This is a genomic window from Amycolatopsis sp. NPDC059027 (assembly GCF_042739735.1).
GTDB lineage: Bacteria > Actinomycetota > Actinomycetes > Mycobacteriales > Pseudonocardiaceae > Amycolatopsis.
Map to the genome: position 1 here is coordinate 77,138 of NZ_JBHYIK010000014.1, position 17,559 is coordinate 94,696.

Genomic DNA, 17,559 nt, shown 5'->3' on the forward strand with positions numbered 1-17,559 from the left:
CGGTGTGGTGGGCACCCCGCCGGGGGGCCGCCACCCGCGTGTTGGCGCCGGTGTGGGACTGGGGGGGGGCGGGGTTTATATCGCGGGGGGGGGGGGGGCGCCCCCCTCCACCTGGGGGGGGCCCCCACGATCCGGCGGGACCTCGACCACCTCGCCGAACAGCAGCTGCTCACCCGCACCCGCGGCGGCGCGGTCGCCAACGACCTCGCCTACGACCTGCCGCTGCGCTACAAGACCGCCCGGCACGTCCCGGAGAAGCAGCGGATCAGCGCTTCCGCGGCCGCGCTCGCCGAACGGGGCATGGCGGTCGGGCTCAACGGCGGCACCACGACAGCGGGAGTGGCCAGGGCGCTGGCGATGCGGGCCGATCTGGCCAGCCGCGGTGACGCGCCGGGGCTGACCGTGGTGACCAACGCGCTCAACATCGCGCACGAACTCGCCGTGCGGCCCAACGTCAAGATCGTCGTCACCGGCGGCGTCGCGCGGCCGCAGTCGTTCGAGCTGAGCGGCCCGCTCGCCACCCGGGTGCTGTCCGAGCTGACGATGGACCTGCTTTTCCTCGGTGTGGACGCGCTCGACGCCGAAGCCGGCGCTTTCGCCCACCACGAGGGTGAGGCGAGCATCAACCGGCTCATGGTCGAGCGCGCCGAGCGGGTCGTCGCGGTGGCGGACGGGTCGAAGCTCGGCCGCCGCGCCTTCGCCCGGATCTGCGCGACCCACGACGTGCACACGCTGGTCACGGACACCGACGCCGACCCGGCCGCGGTAAGGGCTTTCGAGGCCGCCGGCGTCGAGGTCCTTACCGTCTGAAGTGGCGGGGTAAGGGGCCTTCCCACCCGGGAACGGCGTGATCACCCGATGCCGTGGCCCGTCCCTCAGGGGCAGCCTGAGGGTATGAAACACGACTGGATCTTCGACATGGTGCAGGTGGAAATGGACTACCGCACCGAGGGCAGACTGACCCCGTTCGCCGAACGCAAGGAACGGCACCGCGTCCCGAAGCGGGCGTCGTGGCCGTGGTTCAGAACGCGTCGGCTCCGAGCTTGATCGCCAGGCCGATCCCGGCCAGCGCGATGCCGATCCGCAGGATCTTCGCGGGCAGCCACCGCGCCACCACGGGGCCCAGCCAGGAACCCGCGAGCAGGCCGATCGTCAGCGGGAGCGCGGTGCTCCAGGACACCGGGCCGAAGGCGGCGAACCCGGCCGCCGCCACCACGTCGGTCACGACGAGCAGGAGGTTCTTGAGGGCGTTCACCCGCAGCAGGCTTTCCGGCATGGTGGCCAGCAGCAGGGCCAGCATCACCACTCCGGACGCCGCCGCGAAGTATCCACTGTAGACGGACACGGCGAACGCGCCCGCGGTGACCAGCCACGGCCGGGCTCCGCCTGTCCTGGCTTCGGCGTCCTCGTGGGGCGGACGTCGTACCAGGACGAGCAGGGACGCGGCGCCGACGAGGAACGGGACGACACGTTCGAACACCCCGGGCGGGCTGACGAGCACGAGGGCCGCGCCCGCCGCGCTGCCGAGTACACACGCGACACCCAGTCTTCGCGCGGCACCGAGCTGTCCGGACAGCTCACGCCGTGAACTGGGGACCGCGCCGACGCTGCCGATCGCGAGCGCGACCGTGTTGGTGACGTTGGCGGCGGTCGCGGGCAGGCCGACCGCGAGGAGCGCCGGATAGGAGAACAACGAGGCCAGGCCCGCTATGGTCCCCGACAGTCCGGCGGCTATCCCCGCGACAATGAGCAGGGTGAAGAAGGACGCCGTCATCGTGCGACGTTAACATCGCGAATTCGCTTGACACGTATGGTTTTTCGGCCGGTGATGGCTCGCCTGCCACGGTGCCCCGCGACAGGCGAGCACAACTCAGTGCTGCCAGGTGAGTGGCGCCAGGTAGAGCCCGCCCTGACCCCAGCCCGCGTGCGAGACGTACCAATCGTCGTCGTCCCGGATCACTTCCGCCGCGTGCGAGGCGAAATGCGCCACCAGGTTTTCGTTCTCGAAATGCAGCGGGTCGGTGCTGCGATAGACATCCGTGCCCGCGTAGGCCAGGCGCGGCCCGGTGAACAGGTACCAGTAGCGCCCGTGCCGCACCACGAACGGCGATTCGGTGGGGCCGCCCCAGGTGCCCGTCTCGGGCGAGACGTACGCCGTTTTCCGGTCGCTCCAGTGCCGGAGGTCGTAGCTCGTCCGGTAGAGCACGAGGTGGTGACCGCCGGTGGGCTCGGTGTTGCCGGTGTAGAACAACACCCAGCGTCCGTTGATCCAGATGACGTATGGGTCCCGCGCGTCGTAGCCGTCGGTGAACAGCGAGCCGCCCGGATACCGTGTCCAGTGGAACAGATCCCGCGACGTCGCCACGTTGATCGCGGACTTGGTGTTCTCCTTGCCGCCGCCACAGTAGAACATGTGGTACGTGCCGCCGACGCGGATGACGTGCGGCGCCCACAGATGCGTCTCGCCGTAAGCCGGGTCGACCGTGAGCGCGAACGGTTGTTTCGTCCATGGCCCGTGCAGTTCCGGCGCGGTCGCGTGGGCGAAGACGATCTCATGGTCGGGATCGGCGGGCTCCGCGTGCGTGATGCCGAAGACGTGCCAGGTGCCCCGCCTGTCCTGGATGAACGTGTGATCGTTGAGATACCAGGGTTCCTTCTCGCCCACGCTCGGGTCGTAGATCTTCTCGAAGTTCCCGATCGTGAAGTCGTCCTTCGCCGGGGCGGCTCCGGCCGGGGTGGCACCGTTCGCCGCCATACCGAAGGTGGTACCCAGCGCGAGGCAGCCCAACACCGCCGTCCGTCTGTTCACCTGCATGGTCGTCACTCCCTGGTGAATTCGTCGAGCGTGATGTCCAGCAACTCGCACACCGCCCGCAGCTCGGCCCTGCAGTCGCCGGGAATCGCGTGGATGTGGTTGGCGCCGAACCGGGACAGGAACGTCTCGGCGGGCGCGTCGAGACGGGCGAACGCGTGCGGCCATTCCGGAGTGGACTGCGCGGTGAGCGCGGCCGTGGTGGGTTCGTCGTAGTTCTCGAACTCGCCGAGCATGAGCTGGAGCCGGTACTCGCCGTCCTTGCGGGTGAGCCGCCCCAGCGTCATCCGGCCCGGCGCGGCCACGTGCTCGACCGACGCGCCCCCGGCAGGGAAGAAGAACACCTCCGGGTGGAGCGTCACCTTCGCGAGGTTCTCCGCCGGATCGTCGCTGCGCGCGGCGAACCAGGTGGCGTGCTGCCCGGAGTTGCACAGATCCCAGATGTCGCGATCGGCGTGGTAGTGCCGGACATCGGCGAAGAGCACCGGCGTCCCGGAGAGGTGCTTCATCAGTTGCATGGTCAGCGCGCCGTCCATATCGGCCTCGGTCGCGCACACGTGTGTCTCTTTTGGACCGTTCCAGTCGTACGGGTCGTTCAGGAACGCCTCCGCGACGTCCATCGTCGCGAAGTGGCCGGTGAGCTCCGGTTGTCCCTTGATACCGCTGAAATCGAGATGCCATTCGTCGATGAGCTCGCGCATCGCGAGGTACGAGCCGATCTGCCGTTCCAGCAGTTCGGGGGTGAGCTTCTTGCCGTCGTAGCGCACGGTGGCGTGCTGTTCCAGCCAGTCGCGGGCCTTGGCCTTCTCGGCCGCGTCCGCGGCCTCGGCTCGCCGGACGATCTCCCACTGGTCGATCTCTTCGACGTCGACGCCGAACTTCCGCTGCCACTGATCGGTGTTCGCGACCGCGGTGTTCATGCCCATCGGCCGTCCGCCGATCCGCCCGAACGTCGAGCCGCGCAGCCGCGACACGGCCGACGCGGCGCTCGCGCGCACGCCGATTTCCTCGACCAGTGCGGAATCTTCGGGATCGCCCCACAGCCGGACGTGGGCGCGGCCGATCTGGTCGAGCGCGCCGCCCGCCGCGAGCATGCCGACCATGCCCGGTTGCACCGGATCGGTGTTCGCGACCAGCACCAGCGGACCGCGCAGCGCGCCGGCGGCCAGCATCGTGAAATGCGGGAACGCCCAGACGCAGTAGTGCAGCACGGTGAGATCGACGTTCGCCGCGTCGATCTCGCGGGCGTGCGAGGTGGCGAGGGTGTTGGCCGAAACGGCTGAGGGGGCCCTCACCACCTCGTGCCCCGCGGCGGTGAGGGACGCCACGAGCTTGTCCTCATTGGACCGAATGAAGTCGGCGATGCCGCCGTGGACGTAGTCACGCCCGTCCGAAATGTTGATCACGCCGATGCGTGCCATGTGTCCTCCAAACACTGTGCCGTTCGCTACTAATCCGACCACAGCCACGGCGGAAACGGGTCTATACAAGCAAACCGGCTGCGAACCGTCTCCGCCTCCTTTTGGTCGGCTTAGTAGGCAGAGTGGTCCGCGGTGCCGGTGGGTCAGGTCAGCACCTCCAGCCGGTATTGCGCGGCCGACCAGGCCGGGGCGCCCTTCGCGGGCACGATCCGCACGTCGATCGAGGACCGGCCGCCGGTGACGCCCGCCGGGAGCGCGAAGGTGTCCTCGAGCCAGCGGAGGGTCTTGTTGCCCAGCGGCTGGGTCCAGGTGCCGACCTGTCTCCCGTCGACGAACACGGCGGCCTGCTGGTACGCCGCGTTCTGATCGCCGAGCCGCACCAGCCGCGCCCCCGCGTTGCGCGGGTCCAGCGCCATGGTGAAGCCGACCTCGCCCGTCGCGGCGGTGACGTCGTGCGTCACCGGCACCTTGTACTGGGTTCCTTCGAAACTCGACGTCAGTGTGCCCCGGGTCTCGCCCTCGGCGGTGTAGTCGTGGTCGTCCCGGCTGGTGTCGTTCCCCGCGTCCACCAGGTCGGTCTGGCGCATCCCCGCGTCGGGCTGCCCGTACCAGTACGCGGTGGTGCTGTACTCGGCCGGCTCGTTGTTCGCAGGACCGTGTTCGATGCCGAAGGTCAGCGCCGAGGAGAACGGCACGGCGTCGCCTGCCATCAGGCGGACGGCACCGGTGCAGTCGTAGCGGCAGCCGTCACCGTCCAGTTTGTACGCCGGGTTCCCGGTCAACGGCATCGCGAAGTTCGTGCCGTCGCGGAAATACCAGCCGGATTCGAAGAAGTCCTCCGTCCCGGTGCCGTGCCATTGCGGGCTGCCGACGCCGTCGACGTAGACGCGCTCGTCGCCTTCCAGATAATCCCGCCGGTTGCCGGAGGTGATAAGCCCGGTCATGCTCTGCGTGACGCCGTAGAACACGCCACGTCCGGCGGCCTGCAGGATCGTCCAGTCCGCGCCGTTCTGCGTCAGTCCTTTGTGACTGGTCGCGGTGAAGTAGCCGAGACCGCCGCCGGGCCGCAGACCGGCGTCGACGGCGGGCGTGGGCGCTGCGGTGACCTCGACGGTGGCCTGCGTGATCGGCTGGCCGCTCTGGTTCACCAGCTCGACGACCGCGCCCTGGCGGTAGGGCATCGGCCACCACGCGGTGAGCGCGCCGCCGTCGGTGGCGTCGATCGAGGACAGCATCGTGCGGCCGTCGAACTTGCCGAGCCCGGAGCCGAAGAACTCGCCGAGCGGGGAGTCCACTGTGGTCTTCCCGTCGAAGGTGATCCGCAGCCGGGCGCCGGACAGCACTGCCTGCGAAGCCGCCAGCGTCGCGGGATCACGCTGGTACCGGTAGATCTGGAAGCCGTTCCAGCTCTGCATGGTCAGCTGGTAGCCGTGCGCCTTCTCCTCGCCGGGGTGCTGCGGACCGAGGTCGAGGACGTCGGTGCGCCGCCACTTTCCGTCCACTCGGGAATGCACGTCGTAGCGGAACTCGTTGATGTCGAGGTCCGACGAGACGAAGGTGTTGGTGATGGTCAGCGCCGATTTGCCCGCGGTCAGGCTCGGCGGGAGGTCGAGCACCTGATCCGCCCACACGCCGCGCGGGGTCGGGGCACCGGTCGTCCACCGCCCGGCGGGTTTGCCGTCGACGGACACGTCGGCGACCTGATGGCCGATCGCGGGATCCGGGCGCCGGGTCAGCCGGACGCCGGTGTTGGCCGGGTCGATCGCGACGCGGAACGAGCTGTGCCCGCCGGCGCCGAACGCCCGGCCGTCGTCCCGGACCCGGGGCTCGGAGATCAGCTGGGGCAGCGTCACCCGGAGCTGGCTGATCGTCCCCGGACCGCCGAGTGAGGCGAACTTCGCCGTGCCGCCGTCGGGGATGTCCGCGGTGCCCGAACTCGTCCTCGCCCGGCTCGCGGCGGGTTTCGGATCGCGGATCCCGAAGCCCCGCAAGCGATCCACGACGTCGAGTGCCCGATCACGCGGGTCGAAGGTACGCACTCCCGCCGCGTCGGGGAACTCGCGGTAGGTGACGTGGTAGAAGAGCGGGTTGTGCTGGACGGTGACCCGCATCGAGTGCTGGTACGGCATCGGGACCTTGATCACCGAACCGCCCGAGGTGTCGTCGCCGTTGCCCACCAGCGGCCAGACGAACGGCGCGCCGAGCCGTCCGTCCACAATGTCCTGGAGCGAGGAGTCCAGCACCGCTCGGCCGTCGAGTTCGACCTTGAGCTTGCCGTTGTTGACCATGTTCCCGTAGTCGCGGGTGAACCACATGCTCTCGATCTCACCGGCGCCGGTCTTCTCCGCGATCACACAGCCCTCGGCGGTGATCCGCAGGCAGCTGTACACGCCGCCGAAGCCGTCCTCGTTGCCGCCGGTGCGATCGAAGCTGGAGAACTGCTTGCTCTGCGCACCCGGCCGCAGCGCCGCCATCGCGTCCAGCGAGCGATAGACGTCCCAGCCGATCGGGCCCACCGAAGCAGGCGAAGGCGGCCGGTCGGGCTGCGCGCCGGCCGGTGTGGCGGTGAATCCTACTACGCTCAGTGCTGTCATAGCTGCTATCAGTAGTGATCTGTGGGCGTGACGGGCTCTTCGGGCGCGCATGGCGACACTCCGATCGGTGGGGATGGGGAGGGGTTAGGGGAGGGGCGGGTTGGGATGGGCGGGAATAGAGAGGGGCGGTGGTGCTCTACCGGTGGGGACCGGGGAAAGTCCTAGCTGTTGCCCTTCGCGTAGGCCTCGGCCGCGTTTTCCTTGGTGACCTGCAGGGTTTGCAGCATCTGCGTCTTCGGGAGCTGCTTGCAGTCGATCAAGAGCTGCTTCGCCGACGCGACGGCTTCACGGCCGCCGGTGGGGTAGACGAACGTCGCGGCGAGCCGTCCCGCCTCGACGGCCTTGATTCCGCCGGACGGGATGGGCAGCCCGTCGATCCCGATGAACTTCAGCTTCTGATCGATCCCGGCGGCCTTCGCGGCGAGGTATGCGCCCTCGGCCATCGGGTCGTTCTGCGAGTACACCGCCTGGATCTCGGGGTGGGCCTTGAACACCGCGTCCGCCTGCTGCTGGCCCTTCTCGCGCAGCCAGTCGCCGTCCACTGTGGACACGATGTCGATGTTCTTGCCCTGGATCCCCTGCGCGAAGCCGTCCTGACGTTCCTTCGCCGGGGTCGACCCGGCGAGCCCGCGGATCTCGGCGATCTTCCCGCCCTGCGGCAGGATCTTCTCGGCCATGAACTGTCCGGCCCGCTTGCCGATCTCGACGTTGTCCGCGCCGATCCACTGCGTGTAGCCGTCACCGTCGACCTTCCGGTCGAGCACCAGCACCGGGATTCCCTTGTCGTAGGCCTTCTTCACCACCGCGGTGAGCGGGGTCGCCTCGTTCGGGCTGATGATCAGCAGATCGATCTTCTGCGTCATGAAGTTCTCGACGTCGGCGACCTGTTTGCTGTTGTCCTGCTGGGCATCGGCGAACTTGACGGTGAACTGCGGGACGCTCTTCGCCGCGCGCGTGATGTCGTCGTTCATCTGCTGGCGGTAGGGCTCCGACAGGTTGGCCTGGCTCATCCCGATGACGAAGCTGCCGCCCGCGCCCTTGCAGGCGGCCTGGCTGGGTCCGGTCTGCTTGCCCTGTCCGGAGTTCTCGCTGGTGGTGCCGCAGGCGCTCGCCGTGAGAGCCAGCACGGCCAGCGCGGTGATGGTGAGATGGGTGCGTGCGCGGACGGACATCGGATACCTCCCAGTTTCCGGGCTCACGGTGTGGGCCGGAGTCGTTGCAGGCCCGCGGCGGCCACGATGACGAGGCCCTTGATGAGCAGCTGCACGTTCGGATCGACGCTGTTGAGCGCCAGGATGTTGTTGAGCACGCCGAGCAGCAGCGCGCCGGCGACGGTGCCGACGACCGAACCGCGGCCGCCCTGCAGCGCCGTCCCGCCGACGACGACCGCCGCGATCGCGTCGAGTTCGTAACCGCTGCCGTCGTTGGGGCTGCCCTGGTTGAGCTGTCCGGCGTGGATGATCCCGGCCAGCGCGGACAGCAGCCCGCACAGGCCGAACACCAGCACCTTCACCCGGGTGACCGCGACACCGGAGAGCCGAGCGGCCTTCTCGTTGCCGCCGATCGCGTACAGGTGCCGGGCGAACGCGCTGGTGCGCAGGAAGATGATCGCGAGCGCGGCGACGATCACGAAGATGATCGCGGGGATCGGCACGAGACCGTTGAACGTACGCTCACCGAGCAGCGAGAACGTCACGGGCGCTTCGCCGGGGCCGTCGCCGTACGCGATCGCGACACCCTGGCCGCCGGACCAGATCCGGGCGAGCCCGCGCGCGATCTGCAGCCCCGCCAGCGTCACGATGAACGCCTGGATGCCGAACACCGCCGACGCGATCCCTTGCAGCAGACCGAAAACCAGCCCGGCGAGCAGGACGAGCAGTACGGTCGGGAGGACACCGAAGCCGTCGTGCACCATGAGCACGGCCGAGCCGACCGCGGCGAGCCCGAGCACCGCGCCCACCGACAGGTCGATGCCGCCGATCAGGATCACGAACGTCATCCCGACCGCGATGATCCCGATCTCGGCGGTCGCGCGGACGACGTTGAACAGGTTGTCGCTGGTCAGGAACAACAGTTCGCCGTCGCGGTGCGGGGAGAACACGATCGCGGCCACCAGCACCAGCACCAGGCCGAACAGGCTCTGGAAACGGAAGAGGGTGTCCGCGACGGAGGCGCCGCGGCTCGGCAGGAACTTCGCCGGTTCCGGCCGGATCTCGGTCTGCTGCTCGCTCATGAATCTCCCCCCACGGCAGTCATTTCCTCGCCCATCGCCGCGGCGAGCAGTTCCGCCTCGCCCGCGTCGTGCGTGTCCAGCTCGCGGACACTGCGGCCGTCGTGCAGCACGATCACGCGGTCGCACAGCCCGACCAGCTCGGCGGGCTCCGAGGACGCGAGCAGGACCCCGATCCCGCGCGCCGCCGCCTCCGAAAGCAGCTGGTAGATCTCGGCTTTGGCTCCGACGTCGACACCGCGGGTCGGCTCGTCCAGCAGCAGGAGGCTCGGTTCGGTGAGCAGTGCTCTCCCCAGGACGACCTTCTGCTGGTTGCCCCCGGACAGCGTGTTCACCGGATCGCCGAGCGCGCCGATCTTGATCTTCAGCTCGTCGACGACGCGGCGGACCTCCCCGGACTCCCGGCGCCGGGGCACGTAGCCGCCGACCGCGATTCTGTCCACTATGGACAAGACGGCGTTGGCGCGGATCGAGTGCGGCAGGGCCAGGCCGGAGATCCGGCGGTCCTCGGGCACCATCGCCATGCCCAGCCGCATCGCCTGCCGTGGGCCACGTGGTCGCACCACGCTGTCGCGGACCCGCACTTCGCCGTGCCAGCGGCCCGGGGTGCCCGCGCCGAAGAGCGTCTCCAGCAGTTCGGTGCGTCCCGAACCCAGCAGCCCGCCGAGCCCGACGATCTCGCCGGCGTGCACGCTCAGCGTGATGCCGTTCGGTTCGCGCCTGCCGGGCCGGACGCGGCGTGGCTGGAGCGCGAAATCGTTGAGCCGCAACAGTTCCCGTCCGGTGCGGCCGTGGTCGGTGCGGAACAGGGTCTGCACCGGACGGCCGACCAGTGCCTCGGTCACCTGGGCGACGGTCAGGTCGGCGGTGTCGAAGGCGGCGGCGACGCGGCCGTTGCGCAGGACCGTGGCCCGATCGGCGATCCGGCTGATCTCGTCCATGCGGTGCGAGATGTAGACGACGCCGGCGCCCGCCGCGCGGAGTTCGGTGATCACCGCGAACATCCGGTCCACCTCGGCCGGCGAGAGCGCGGACGTCGGTTCGTCCATGATCAGCACCTTCGCGTCCAGCGCGAGTGCCTTGGCGATCGCGACGAGCTGCTGTTCACCGGTGCGCAGTTCGCCGACGAGCCGCTTCGGATCGAGCGTGATTCCCGTGCGCGACAAGAGGTTTCCGGTCTCGCGGTTCATCCGGCGGATGTCGATCACGCCTGCGCGGGTGCGGAGTTCGCGGCCGAGGAAGATGTTCGCCGCGATCGACAGCCCCGGCACCAGGTCGAGTTCCTGCGGGATCATCGCGATCCCGGCGCGCTGCGCGTCGTGCGGCGAGCCGAAACTCACCGGTGCGCCCTCGATCGCGATAGTGCCGTGGTGATCGGTGACGTCGCCGGACAGGATGCGCATCAGGGTCGACTTGCCCGCCCCGTTCTCCCCGAGCAGGGCGTGGACTTCACCGGCGCGCACCGTCAGGTCGACGTCGTCGCAGGCGCGGGTGCCGCCGTACGCCTTGCTGATGCCGGTCATCGCGACCAGCGGTGCGGTGGGGACGCTCACGGACACCTCCCAAACACCTCACGTCGGCGGGAGGTGACGGGTAATCGATTACTCAAAACGCTAGGTGTGGAGTCCTGACTGTGTCAAGCGTCACTTCGGGCACGTTTGCCCAGGTTGGGCGAAACGGCCCAGCGTTCCTCAGCGGTGGGAGCTGTCGCGGATGAGCAGCTGTGCCCGCATGGTCGTGGTGCTGGTCGTCTTGGTGCCCTCGGTGATCCGCGCCAGGAGGAGCCGCGCGGCGAGCTGGCCGATCGCGCTCGCCGGCTGGGCGACCACGGTCAGCGCCGGATCGATCAACGTCGTCCACGGCGCGTCGTCGAAGGCGACGATCCCGACGTCCCTGCCCGCGTGCAGACCCCGGTCCGCCAGTGCTTGCAGGACGCCGACGGCCATCGTGCTGCTCGACACGAGCAACGCGTCCGGCGGTTCGGGGAGTGACAGCAGGTGTTCGGCCGCTTGACGTCCGGCGATGCCACGGAATTCGCATCGTCGTACCCAGCGGGGCGAGGACTTGGCCTGGGCGGCCCGGATACCGTCGCGGAATCCGGCGAGCCGATCGTCCGCGGTCGTGACCCCGGCGGGGCCCGCGATGCAGCCGATCCGCTCGTAGCCCCGTTCGGCGAGATGCAGTGTCGCCTCCTTGGCGGCTGCCCGGGAGTCGACGAGCACGGCGTCGCAGTCGGCGGAGCGCAGCCGCCGGTCGACGGTGACGATCGGCGTGCGATGGTCGAGCAGCGGCTGGACGTCGCTGTCCGGCGTGGTGGGCGACATGATCACGCCCGCCAGCCGTTCCATGGCCGCGACCTCGACGTACCGGCGTTCCTTCGCCGGGTTCTCGTCGGAGTTGCACAGCATGACCGAGTACCCGGCGGCCTGCGCGGTGTCCTCGACGCCGCGCGCGATCGCGGTGAAGAACGGGTTCTCGACGTCGGAGATGATCAATGCCAGCACGGCGGTTTCGCGGCGGCGCAGGTTGCGCGCGAGGCCATTCGGCGTATAGCTGAGCTCTTCGGCGGCACGGGCCACCCGCTCGGCCAGCGCCGGGTCCACTGTGGACTTTCCGTTCAGCACCCTGGACACTGTCGCGGTGGACACCCCGGCCAGCGCTGCCACGTCGGATATCGTCGCCACCTGCGTCGTCCTCTGCCGTGCATTGACACATCTGAGGCTTTCACCATAGCGTGGTAATCGATTTCCCGAACGTCGGCCGTGGCTGGAGGTCTGATGTCACCGCGCACGGGTCTGTTGCTCGGAGTGGACATCGGGACGTCGAGTTCGAAGGGCGTGCTGGTCGACCCGGCGGGCACGGTGCTCGCCAGGGCGGTCCGCGAGCACACCGTGTCGACGCCGCATCCCGGCTGGGTCGAGCACGACGCGGAAGACGTCTGGTGGCGCGATTTCACCGCGATCACCGGGGAATTGCTGCGCGCGGCCGAGGGGCGCGAGCTGGCCGGCCTCGGGGTCAGCGGGATCGGGCCGTGCCTGCTGCCCGCCGACGAACGGGGTACGCCGCTGCGTCCGGCGATCCTCTACGGCGTCGACACCCGCGCGGTCACCGAGATCGCCGAACTGGACGACGAACTGGGCGCGGCGGACATCGTCGCGCGCGGTGGCTCGCCGCTGACGAGCCAGGCGGTCGGGCCGAAACTGCGCTGGCTCGCCCGGCACGAACCCGACGTCCATCGCCGCGCGAAGATGCTGCTGATGGCGAGTTCGTTCGTGGTGCACCGGCTCACCGGGCGGTACGTGCTGGATCACCATTCGGCCAGCCAGTGCACGCCGATGTACGACCTCGCCGCCGGGGACTGGGCACGGGACTGGGCCGAACGGGTCGCGCCCGGTCTGCCACTGCCGGATCTGTTGTGGCCTGGGGAAATCGCGGGCGAGGTCAGTGCCGAGGCCGCCGAGCGGACCGGCCTGCCTCGTGGGCTGCCGGTCGTCGCGGGCACCGTCGATGCCTGGGCGGAGGCGACGAGCGTCGGTGTTCGCGAACCTGGTGACGTCATGGTCATGTACGGCACCACGATGTTCCTCATTCAGGTGCTGACCGAACCGCGTCCGCATCCGGGGCTGTGGGGGACCCGCGGTGTCACGCCGGGCAGTTTCACGCTCGCCGCCGGGATGGCGACGTCCGGTTCGATCACCGACTGGCTGCGCAAGCTTTTCGGCCGCGACTACGCGGAACTCGTCGCGCAGGCGGCCGAAGTCCCGGCGGGCAGCCGGGGTTTGCTGCTGCTGCCGTACTTCGCGGGGGAGCGCACGCCGCTGTTCGACCCCGACGCGCGGGGCATCTTCGCCGGGCTGACCACCGGGCACGGCACGGCCGAGCTGTACCGGGCGGCGCTGGAGGGCATCGCGTACGGCGTCCGGCACAACTTCGAGGCGATGGAACAGGCCGGGGGCGCGGCCGGGCGGCTGGTCGCGGTCGGCGGCGGGACCACCGGCGGGCTCTGGACCCGCATCGTCTCGGACGTGACCGGGTTGGCGCAGCAGGTGCCCGCCGAGACGATCGGCGCTTGCCTCGGCGATGCATTGCTCGCGGCGGAAGGCGCCGGCGTCGAGGTCGACGCCGCGCGCTGGAACCCGATCGCCTCGACCGTCGAACCCGATCCGGCGCTGACCGCGCGGTACGACGAGTTCTATCGGCATTACCGCGCGCTCTACAACGCGACGGCGGAGACCACGCATTTCCTCGCCGCTCAACAGCGTGCTGCTGAGACGCCGTAGCCTCGGGGCCGCCCGTTTGTCCTTTGTGGATTATGGTGCTCTGAAGGGGTCCTTGAGGGCGTTGAACGCTGTGAAGGCTCCCTTCAGGGCGTTCGGCGGGGTCCGGGAGTGCGTGACTCGCGTGGTGTGTGTTGCTCATGGGGTTCGTCGTGGTGGTGAGCCGTCGCGCGGCAGCGTCGCATGTCGTGAATGCTCCGTTCGGACGATCAACCTGGATCCACCGGTCGCATATGCTCGCGAGGGCGACTTCGCTCGTCACACGTTGCGAGACACCACGAAGGCCCTGAAGGGGACCTTCATAGCATCCAACGCACTAAAGGACCCCTTCACAGCGCAAAAGTCCACAAAGGACAAGGTTGGTGTCGATGGGGAGTCTGGCCGGGTCGGTCTAGCGTTCGCGCCACGCCAGCGGAGACAGCGTTGTGGCGATCTCTGCGACGCGCCGTGCGGTCGCGGTGCTGAGTCCCTTGCAGGCGCTTTCGATCCAGCCGTCTACGCGCTGCGCGCCGATCTCGCGGTACTCCACCGCTTGAAGCAGCATCTCCAGTTTGTCCGCGTCCTTGGCGCACAGTGCTTCCGGCGTGGCGGCGTTCTCGTACTCTTCTACGGCGGCGCGCACGGAGTCGCGTGCTGGTTGTGGGAGCGGCGCGGTCTGGTCATGGGTGACTGCGCGGGGGTCGGGTTTGGTCAGGTATGGCTTGGCGGTGTGCGGCAGGTCGCCGGTTCGCGTCTCTTGAGCGTCATGCCAGATCGCCAGGTACGCGGCTCGTTCGGGGTTGCAGCCTTCTTCGGCGGCCAGGAGCGCCGCAAGCTGCGCGGCTCGCAGGCTGTGCTCGGCGACCGATTCGGGATCACGCACGCCGACTTGCCACCACCCGGCGCGCCGGATGCGCTTGAGCAAGCCCAGCTCGTAGCTGAATGTGGCGATGCCTTCGGCGTGGTCGGTCACGTTTCTCCTTATCGGTCGGCGATGCGCATTGAGGCACCGTAACCCCGGGCTGGGGGCGTCCGCCTTTGGCGAATCGCGAACAGCCGGTCGGCTGGCCCCTGCTCGCCCGGTCGTGTAGCGGCTACCGCTCGGAGGAAGAGCGACTAACGCACAAGTTGTTCGATCTCCTCGACCCGACCCGCTAGCCGTGCGGAGTTCACCCCGGCTGTTGTTGTTCGGGCTCGTTCGATGACATTGCGCGCCGCATCCAATTCGCCCGCTCGGGCGTACGACTCCGCGAGCCATGTTTGATACAGGGCCTTCTCGCGTGCATGGCCCGCGTCATAGTCGTTGATGGCGGCACTCAGCAGCGGCGACACGCTCGCCGGGTCGCCGAGTTCGATCAGGCATCGTGCCGCCATGACGTCGATCTCGTCCCGGGACATCCAGTAAACCCACTCCGGCTCTGGGATGCCCGGCACGCGAGCCGCAAAGGCATTATCGACCGCGTCGAGTGCTCGCCGAGCTGCGTCCCGGTCGCGAGAGCGTGCGCTGGCCCACGCAACGCGCTCCAGAAGCAGCGCCCGCACAACCGGCGAGGCGTCGCGGGCACCAGCTACGGCGCTCTTCGCCAGGAGCGCCGCGTCGGCTGGATTGCCCACGTTTGAGATCTGGTACGACAGTGACGAAAGGAGCTGTCCAGCCAGGACAGTGTCCCCTGCCTCCTGTGCCGCCGAGACACCGCTGAGGTAGGTCTGCTCGGCTTCTACGTAAGCCCCCGCGTCACTCGCAACCCATCCTGCCAACTGCGCCAGTTCGCCAACCACTACGCGGAGCCGCCGTCCGACGGACCCGGGATAGCTTCCGCACCTCACAACCGCCGCCGCCTCGGCCAGCTCGCGCCGCACGAGTGGGATGAGGTCGCCTCCACCCACCGTGTCATCAAGATGGCGAAGCTCCACAACACGACGCTCCAACTCACCGACGAGACTTTCTCCGACGCGTCGGCCGGCCTGCCGGTGCTGTGCCACCGGCGTATCGGCCACAAGCCATTCGTGCGCGACTCGGAGCGGGTCGAGGGCGGGGCCGTACAGTGACTCTACGGAGATGCTCAACGCGCGCGAGTAAGCGGTGACATGGGCGGGCTTGACGGTCCGGGTTCCGCCTTCAAGCTGGCTGAGGTATGGCTTGCTGTAGTGGGTCTTTGCTGCCATAGCGGCCAGGCTGATGCCCGCCGCGTTCCGTGCCGCTTTCAGTCGTTCGCCCAGCCCGCTCACATGACCACCAGTCTGCAAACCCCTGCAAACGGCGACCCTATTCCGATGACGCCGTGTGACGACAAGGCTACCTGAGGGAGAACCAGGGTCGGAAGCGTCTGGAACAAAGGGGCGGTGCGCGGTGAACGTGACGGGAAAGGGCACCGACGGGCTTGAGATCGCGGCGCGCGTGATGGCCGCGCAGCAGCTTCACCAGCAGTTGGCTGCCGAAGCAGAGCGCCAGCAACCTGACCGGGCTGAGGAAAACATCGGCGACCAGCTGGAGCGCCGACCATGAGCGCGCGGATTTATGTCGATCTCGCGCATCTGCATCCGATTGTCGATGGGGTGTGGCATCGGGCGTGGCTCCATCATTTGCCCGCGCCGGGCGAGGTGGTCGCGATGTTGTGTGGTCTCGTTGCCACCGCGGAGTACTGCGACCGTCGGGATCGGGATACGCACGGTGTGCTGCTCCAGTGCTGGGATTGTGAGCGCGAGTACCGCGCGGAGATGGGCTATTCGCCACCGCCGGGTGGTTATCCGCCATCTTCTTCTCACCGGTCGGTCCTTCGACCTGTGCCGCACCCACGCGCGTGATTCGGCTCCGCGCCGACGTACGACGGCGCGGTGAATATCTACTGTGCATGAACGACCAGACGAAACCGGCAAGCATGGGAAGAATTGAACGTGACAAAGCGGCCGAGTGTGCTCGACGAGGTGCCCCGGGAGCTGTTCATCCCGGAGGTGATCTGGGACGACAATCCCGACGGTCACGGTTTCGTGCCGGTCTCGCGGACGACGGACGGGCAACGGTGGTGGGCGCTGGTGAACTCCGGCGGGCCGATCGTGACTCAGGTCGACGACGGACACCCGGTCGGCGGGATCGGGCGGGTGCCGACGAGCTCGAGCAGTCAGCCCTCGCTCGTCGCGATGATGCTCGACGAGCTCGACGTGAAACCAGGTCACCAGGTTCTGGAGATCGGTACCGGCACGGGCTGGAATGCCGCCCTGCTGGGCCATCGGGTCGGCCCGGACGGGCGGGTGGTGTCGGTCGAGGTCGATGGCCAGGTCGCCGATACGGCTCGGGCCGTGCTGGCGGTCACGCCGTATCGGGTGACGGTGATCGAGGGGGACGGCACCGCAGGCTATCGTGCCGGGTCGCCTTATGACCGGGTGATCGCGACCGCGTCGGTGCGGCGAGTGCCCCCGGTGTGGATCGAGCAGACCGCCGAAGGCGGCGTACTGGGCATGCCGTGGGGCACCGACTACTGCAACGGCGCGCTCCTGCGACTCGTCGTCCACGGTGACGGGCAGGCGTCAGGACGGTTCGGGCGCAGCCTGGAATTCATGCGGGTCCGCGGTCAGCGCAACACATTCCTCGACCCGACCGAGGAACAGATCGAGCACGCCGACAAGTCCACGACGACGCTGCGGGGCGGCGACGTGTACGAGCTGGTCGCGTTCGAGCGCGCCGCGTTCACCATCGGCCTGTGTGTGCCCGCCTGTTACCTGACCCACTGGGCGGACACCGACGTCCAATACCGGCACATCGTCGAATTCCACGACACCGCCAGCGGATCCTGGGCCCGCATCGACGCCGACCCACGAGCCGACGCGCTGCCGGTCTGGCAGTTCGGCCCGCGGCGACTGTGGGACGAAGCCCTCACGGCCTACGAATGGTGGCAGCACAACGGCGAACCACAGCCGCAGTCCTACGGGCTGACCGTCGCACCGGACGGCACACAGACGGTATGGCTGGCCAACCCGACCGGTTACAGCTGGGAGATTAAGTAGGCCGAACACCCTCGGTCAGTCGGCGAGGGTTCCGGCGGCGAGGATGAAGGGGACGGCGACGAACAGCCGGTCGGCGCGTTCCCTGGCGACCTGGTCGTTGTACCAGGCACCCTTGCCGCCGATGTTGGCGAGCATCGGCAGGCACGCGGCGTGGGGGGGGGGCCCCCGGGGGGGGGGGATCGGCGAGGTGAGGAGTCTAAGATAGTGAGAGACAAACTAGGGCAGCCACAGCGGCACCCCCCCC

The 17,559-nt window shown here is 68.7% G+C and carries 15 protein-coding genes; 5 read left to right on the forward strand and 10 right to left on the reverse strand.

Annotated features, from left to right (window positions below; genetic code table 11):
* The first annotated feature begins 111 nt into the window (after positions 1-111).
* Positions 112-810, forward strand: a complete 699-nt coding sequence (locus ACFWY9_RS12355) for a DeoR/GlpR family DNA-binding transcription regulator (protein ID WP_378338908.1) — start codon at positions 112-114, stop codon at positions 808-810.
* 84 nt (positions 811-894) lie between these two features.
* Positions 895-1,047, forward strand: a complete 153-nt coding sequence (locus ACFWY9_RS12360) for a hypothetical protein (RefSeq protein WP_378328055.1) — start codon at positions 895-897, stop codon at positions 1,045-1,047.
* Here ACFWY9_RS12360 and ACFWY9_RS12365 read toward each other — a convergent pair.
* The 8 genes from ACFWY9_RS12365 to ACFWY9_RS12400 form a co-directional block, all read right to left on the reverse strand.
* On the reverse strand, positions 1,022-1,774 hold the full coding sequence (locus ACFWY9_RS12365) for a sulfite exporter TauE/SafE family protein (protein WP_378338866.1): 753 nt from the start codon (positions 1,772-1,774) through the stop codon (positions 1,022-1,024). The genes ACFWY9_RS12360 and ACFWY9_RS12365 overlap by 26 nt on opposite strands.
* A 96-nt stretch (positions 1,775-1,870) precedes the next feature.
* A complete protein-coding gene (locus ACFWY9_RS12370; protein ID WP_378338867.1) occupies positions 1,871-2,815 on the reverse strand; it encodes a family 43 glycosylhydrolase in 945 nt (314 codons plus the stop codon).
* Positions 2,816-2,820: 5 nt separating this feature from the next.
* A complete protein-coding gene (locus ACFWY9_RS12375; protein WP_378338868.1) occupies positions 2,821-4,233 on the reverse strand; it encodes an L-fucose/L-arabinose isomerase family protein in 1,413 nt (470 codons plus the stop codon).
* 143 nt (positions 4,234-4,376) lie between these two features.
* Positions 4,377-6,827, reverse strand: coding sequence for a glycoside hydrolase family 172 protein (locus tag ACFWY9_RS12380; protein WP_378338869.1), 2,451 nt, complete (start codon positions 6,825-6,827; stop codon positions 4,377-4,379).
* Positions 6,828-6,988: 161 nt separating this feature from the next.
* Entirely contained in the window at positions 6,989-7,999 is a 1,011-nt protein-coding gene (locus tag ACFWY9_RS12385) for a substrate-binding domain-containing protein (protein ID WP_378338870.1), read from the reverse strand.
* A gap of 23 nt (positions 8,000-8,022) precedes the next feature.
* Positions 8,023-9,060: an ABC transporter permease gene (locus tag ACFWY9_RS12390; RefSeq protein ID WP_378328061.1), complete on the reverse strand. Its 1,038-nt coding sequence runs from the start codon at positions 9,058-9,060 to the stop codon at positions 8,023-8,025.
* Positions 9,057-10,580, reverse strand: coding sequence for a sugar ABC transporter ATP-binding protein (locus tag ACFWY9_RS12395; protein ID WP_378328110.1), 1,524 nt, complete (start codon positions 10,578-10,580; stop codon positions 9,057-9,059). Before ACFWY9_RS12395 ends, ACFWY9_RS12390 begins: the two co-directional genes overlap by 4 nt.
* A gap of 168 nt (positions 10,581-10,748) precedes the next feature.
* Positions 10,749-11,741 carry a LacI family DNA-binding transcriptional regulator gene (locus ACFWY9_RS12400; RefSeq protein WP_378328062.1) on the reverse strand — a complete coding sequence of 331 codons (993 nt, stop codon included), beginning with the start codon at positions 11,739-11,741 and terminating at the stop codon, positions 10,749-10,751.
* Positions 11,742-11,834: 93 nt separating this feature from the next.
* Here ACFWY9_RS12400 and ACFWY9_RS12405 point away from each other — a divergent pair, with 93 nt between their 5' ends.
* Positions 11,835-13,337, forward strand: coding sequence for an FGGY-family carbohydrate kinase (locus tag ACFWY9_RS12405; RefSeq protein WP_378338871.1), 1,503 nt, complete (start codon positions 11,835-11,837; stop codon positions 13,335-13,337).
* Between the two features lie 388 nt (positions 13,338-13,725).
* Here ACFWY9_RS12405 and ACFWY9_RS12410 read toward each other — a convergent pair whose 3' ends face one another.
* A complete protein-coding gene (locus ACFWY9_RS12410) occupies positions 13,726-14,286 on the reverse strand; it encodes an HD family hydrolase (protein ID WP_378338872.1) in 561 nt (186 codons plus the stop codon).
* A 143-nt stretch (positions 14,287-14,429) separates the two neighbouring features.
* Positions 14,430-15,542 carry a helix-turn-helix domain-containing protein gene (locus tag ACFWY9_RS12415; RefSeq protein WP_378328064.1) on the reverse strand — a complete coding sequence of 371 codons (1,113 nt, stop codon included), beginning with the start codon at positions 15,540-15,542 and terminating at the stop codon, positions 14,430-14,432.
* A 121-nt stretch (positions 15,543-15,663) separates the two neighbouring features.
* Between ACFWY9_RS12415 and ACFWY9_RS12420 the strand changes: the two genes are divergently transcribed.
* A complete protein-coding gene (locus ACFWY9_RS12420; RefSeq protein ID WP_378328065.1) occupies positions 15,664-15,819 on the forward strand; it encodes a hypothetical protein in 156 nt (51 codons plus the stop codon).
* Between the two features lie 389 nt (positions 15,820-16,208).
* Entirely contained in the window at positions 16,209-17,315 is a 1,107-nt protein-coding gene (locus tag ACFWY9_RS12425) for a methyltransferase domain-containing protein (protein ID WP_378328066.1), read from the forward strand.
* The last annotated feature ends 244 nt before the right edge of the window (positions 17,316-17,559 follow it).

Excerpts from the sequence above, each read along its gene's own strand:
- ACFWY9_RS12360 (WP_378328055.1), top strand. The coding sequence starts at position 895 with ATGAAACACGACTGGATCTTCGACATGGTGCAGGTGGAAATGGACTAC.
- ACFWY9_RS12365 (WP_378338866.1), bottom strand. The coding sequence starts at position 1,774 with ATGACGGCGTCCTTCTTCACCCTGCTCATTGTCGCGGGGATAGCCGCC.
- ACFWY9_RS12370 (WP_378338867.1), bottom strand. The coding sequence starts at position 2,815 with ATGCAGGTGAACAGACGGACGGCGGTGTTGGGCTGCCTCGCGCTGGGT.
- ACFWY9_RS12375 (WP_378338868.1), bottom strand. The coding sequence starts at position 4,233 with ATGGCACGCATCGGCGTGATCAACATTTCGGACGGGCGTGACTACGTC.
- ACFWY9_RS12380 (WP_378338869.1), bottom strand. The coding sequence starts at position 6,827 with ATGACAGCACTGAGCGTAGTAGGATTCACCGCCACACCGGCCGGCGCG.
- ACFWY9_RS12385 (WP_378338870.1), bottom strand. The coding sequence starts at position 7,999 with ATGTCCGTCCGCGCACGCACCCATCTCACCATCACCGCGCTGGCCGTG.
- ACFWY9_RS12390 (WP_378328061.1), bottom strand. The coding sequence starts at position 9,060 with ATGAGCGAGCAGCAGACCGAGATCCGGCCGGAACCGGCGAAGTTCCTG.
- ACFWY9_RS12395 (WP_378328110.1), bottom strand. The coding sequence starts at position 10,580 with ATGACCGGCATCAGCAAGGCGTACGGCGGCACCCGCGCCTGCGACGAC.
- ACFWY9_RS12405 (WP_378338871.1), top strand. The coding sequence starts at position 11,835 with ATGTCACCGCGCACGGGTCTGTTGCTCGGAGTGGACATCGGGACGTCG.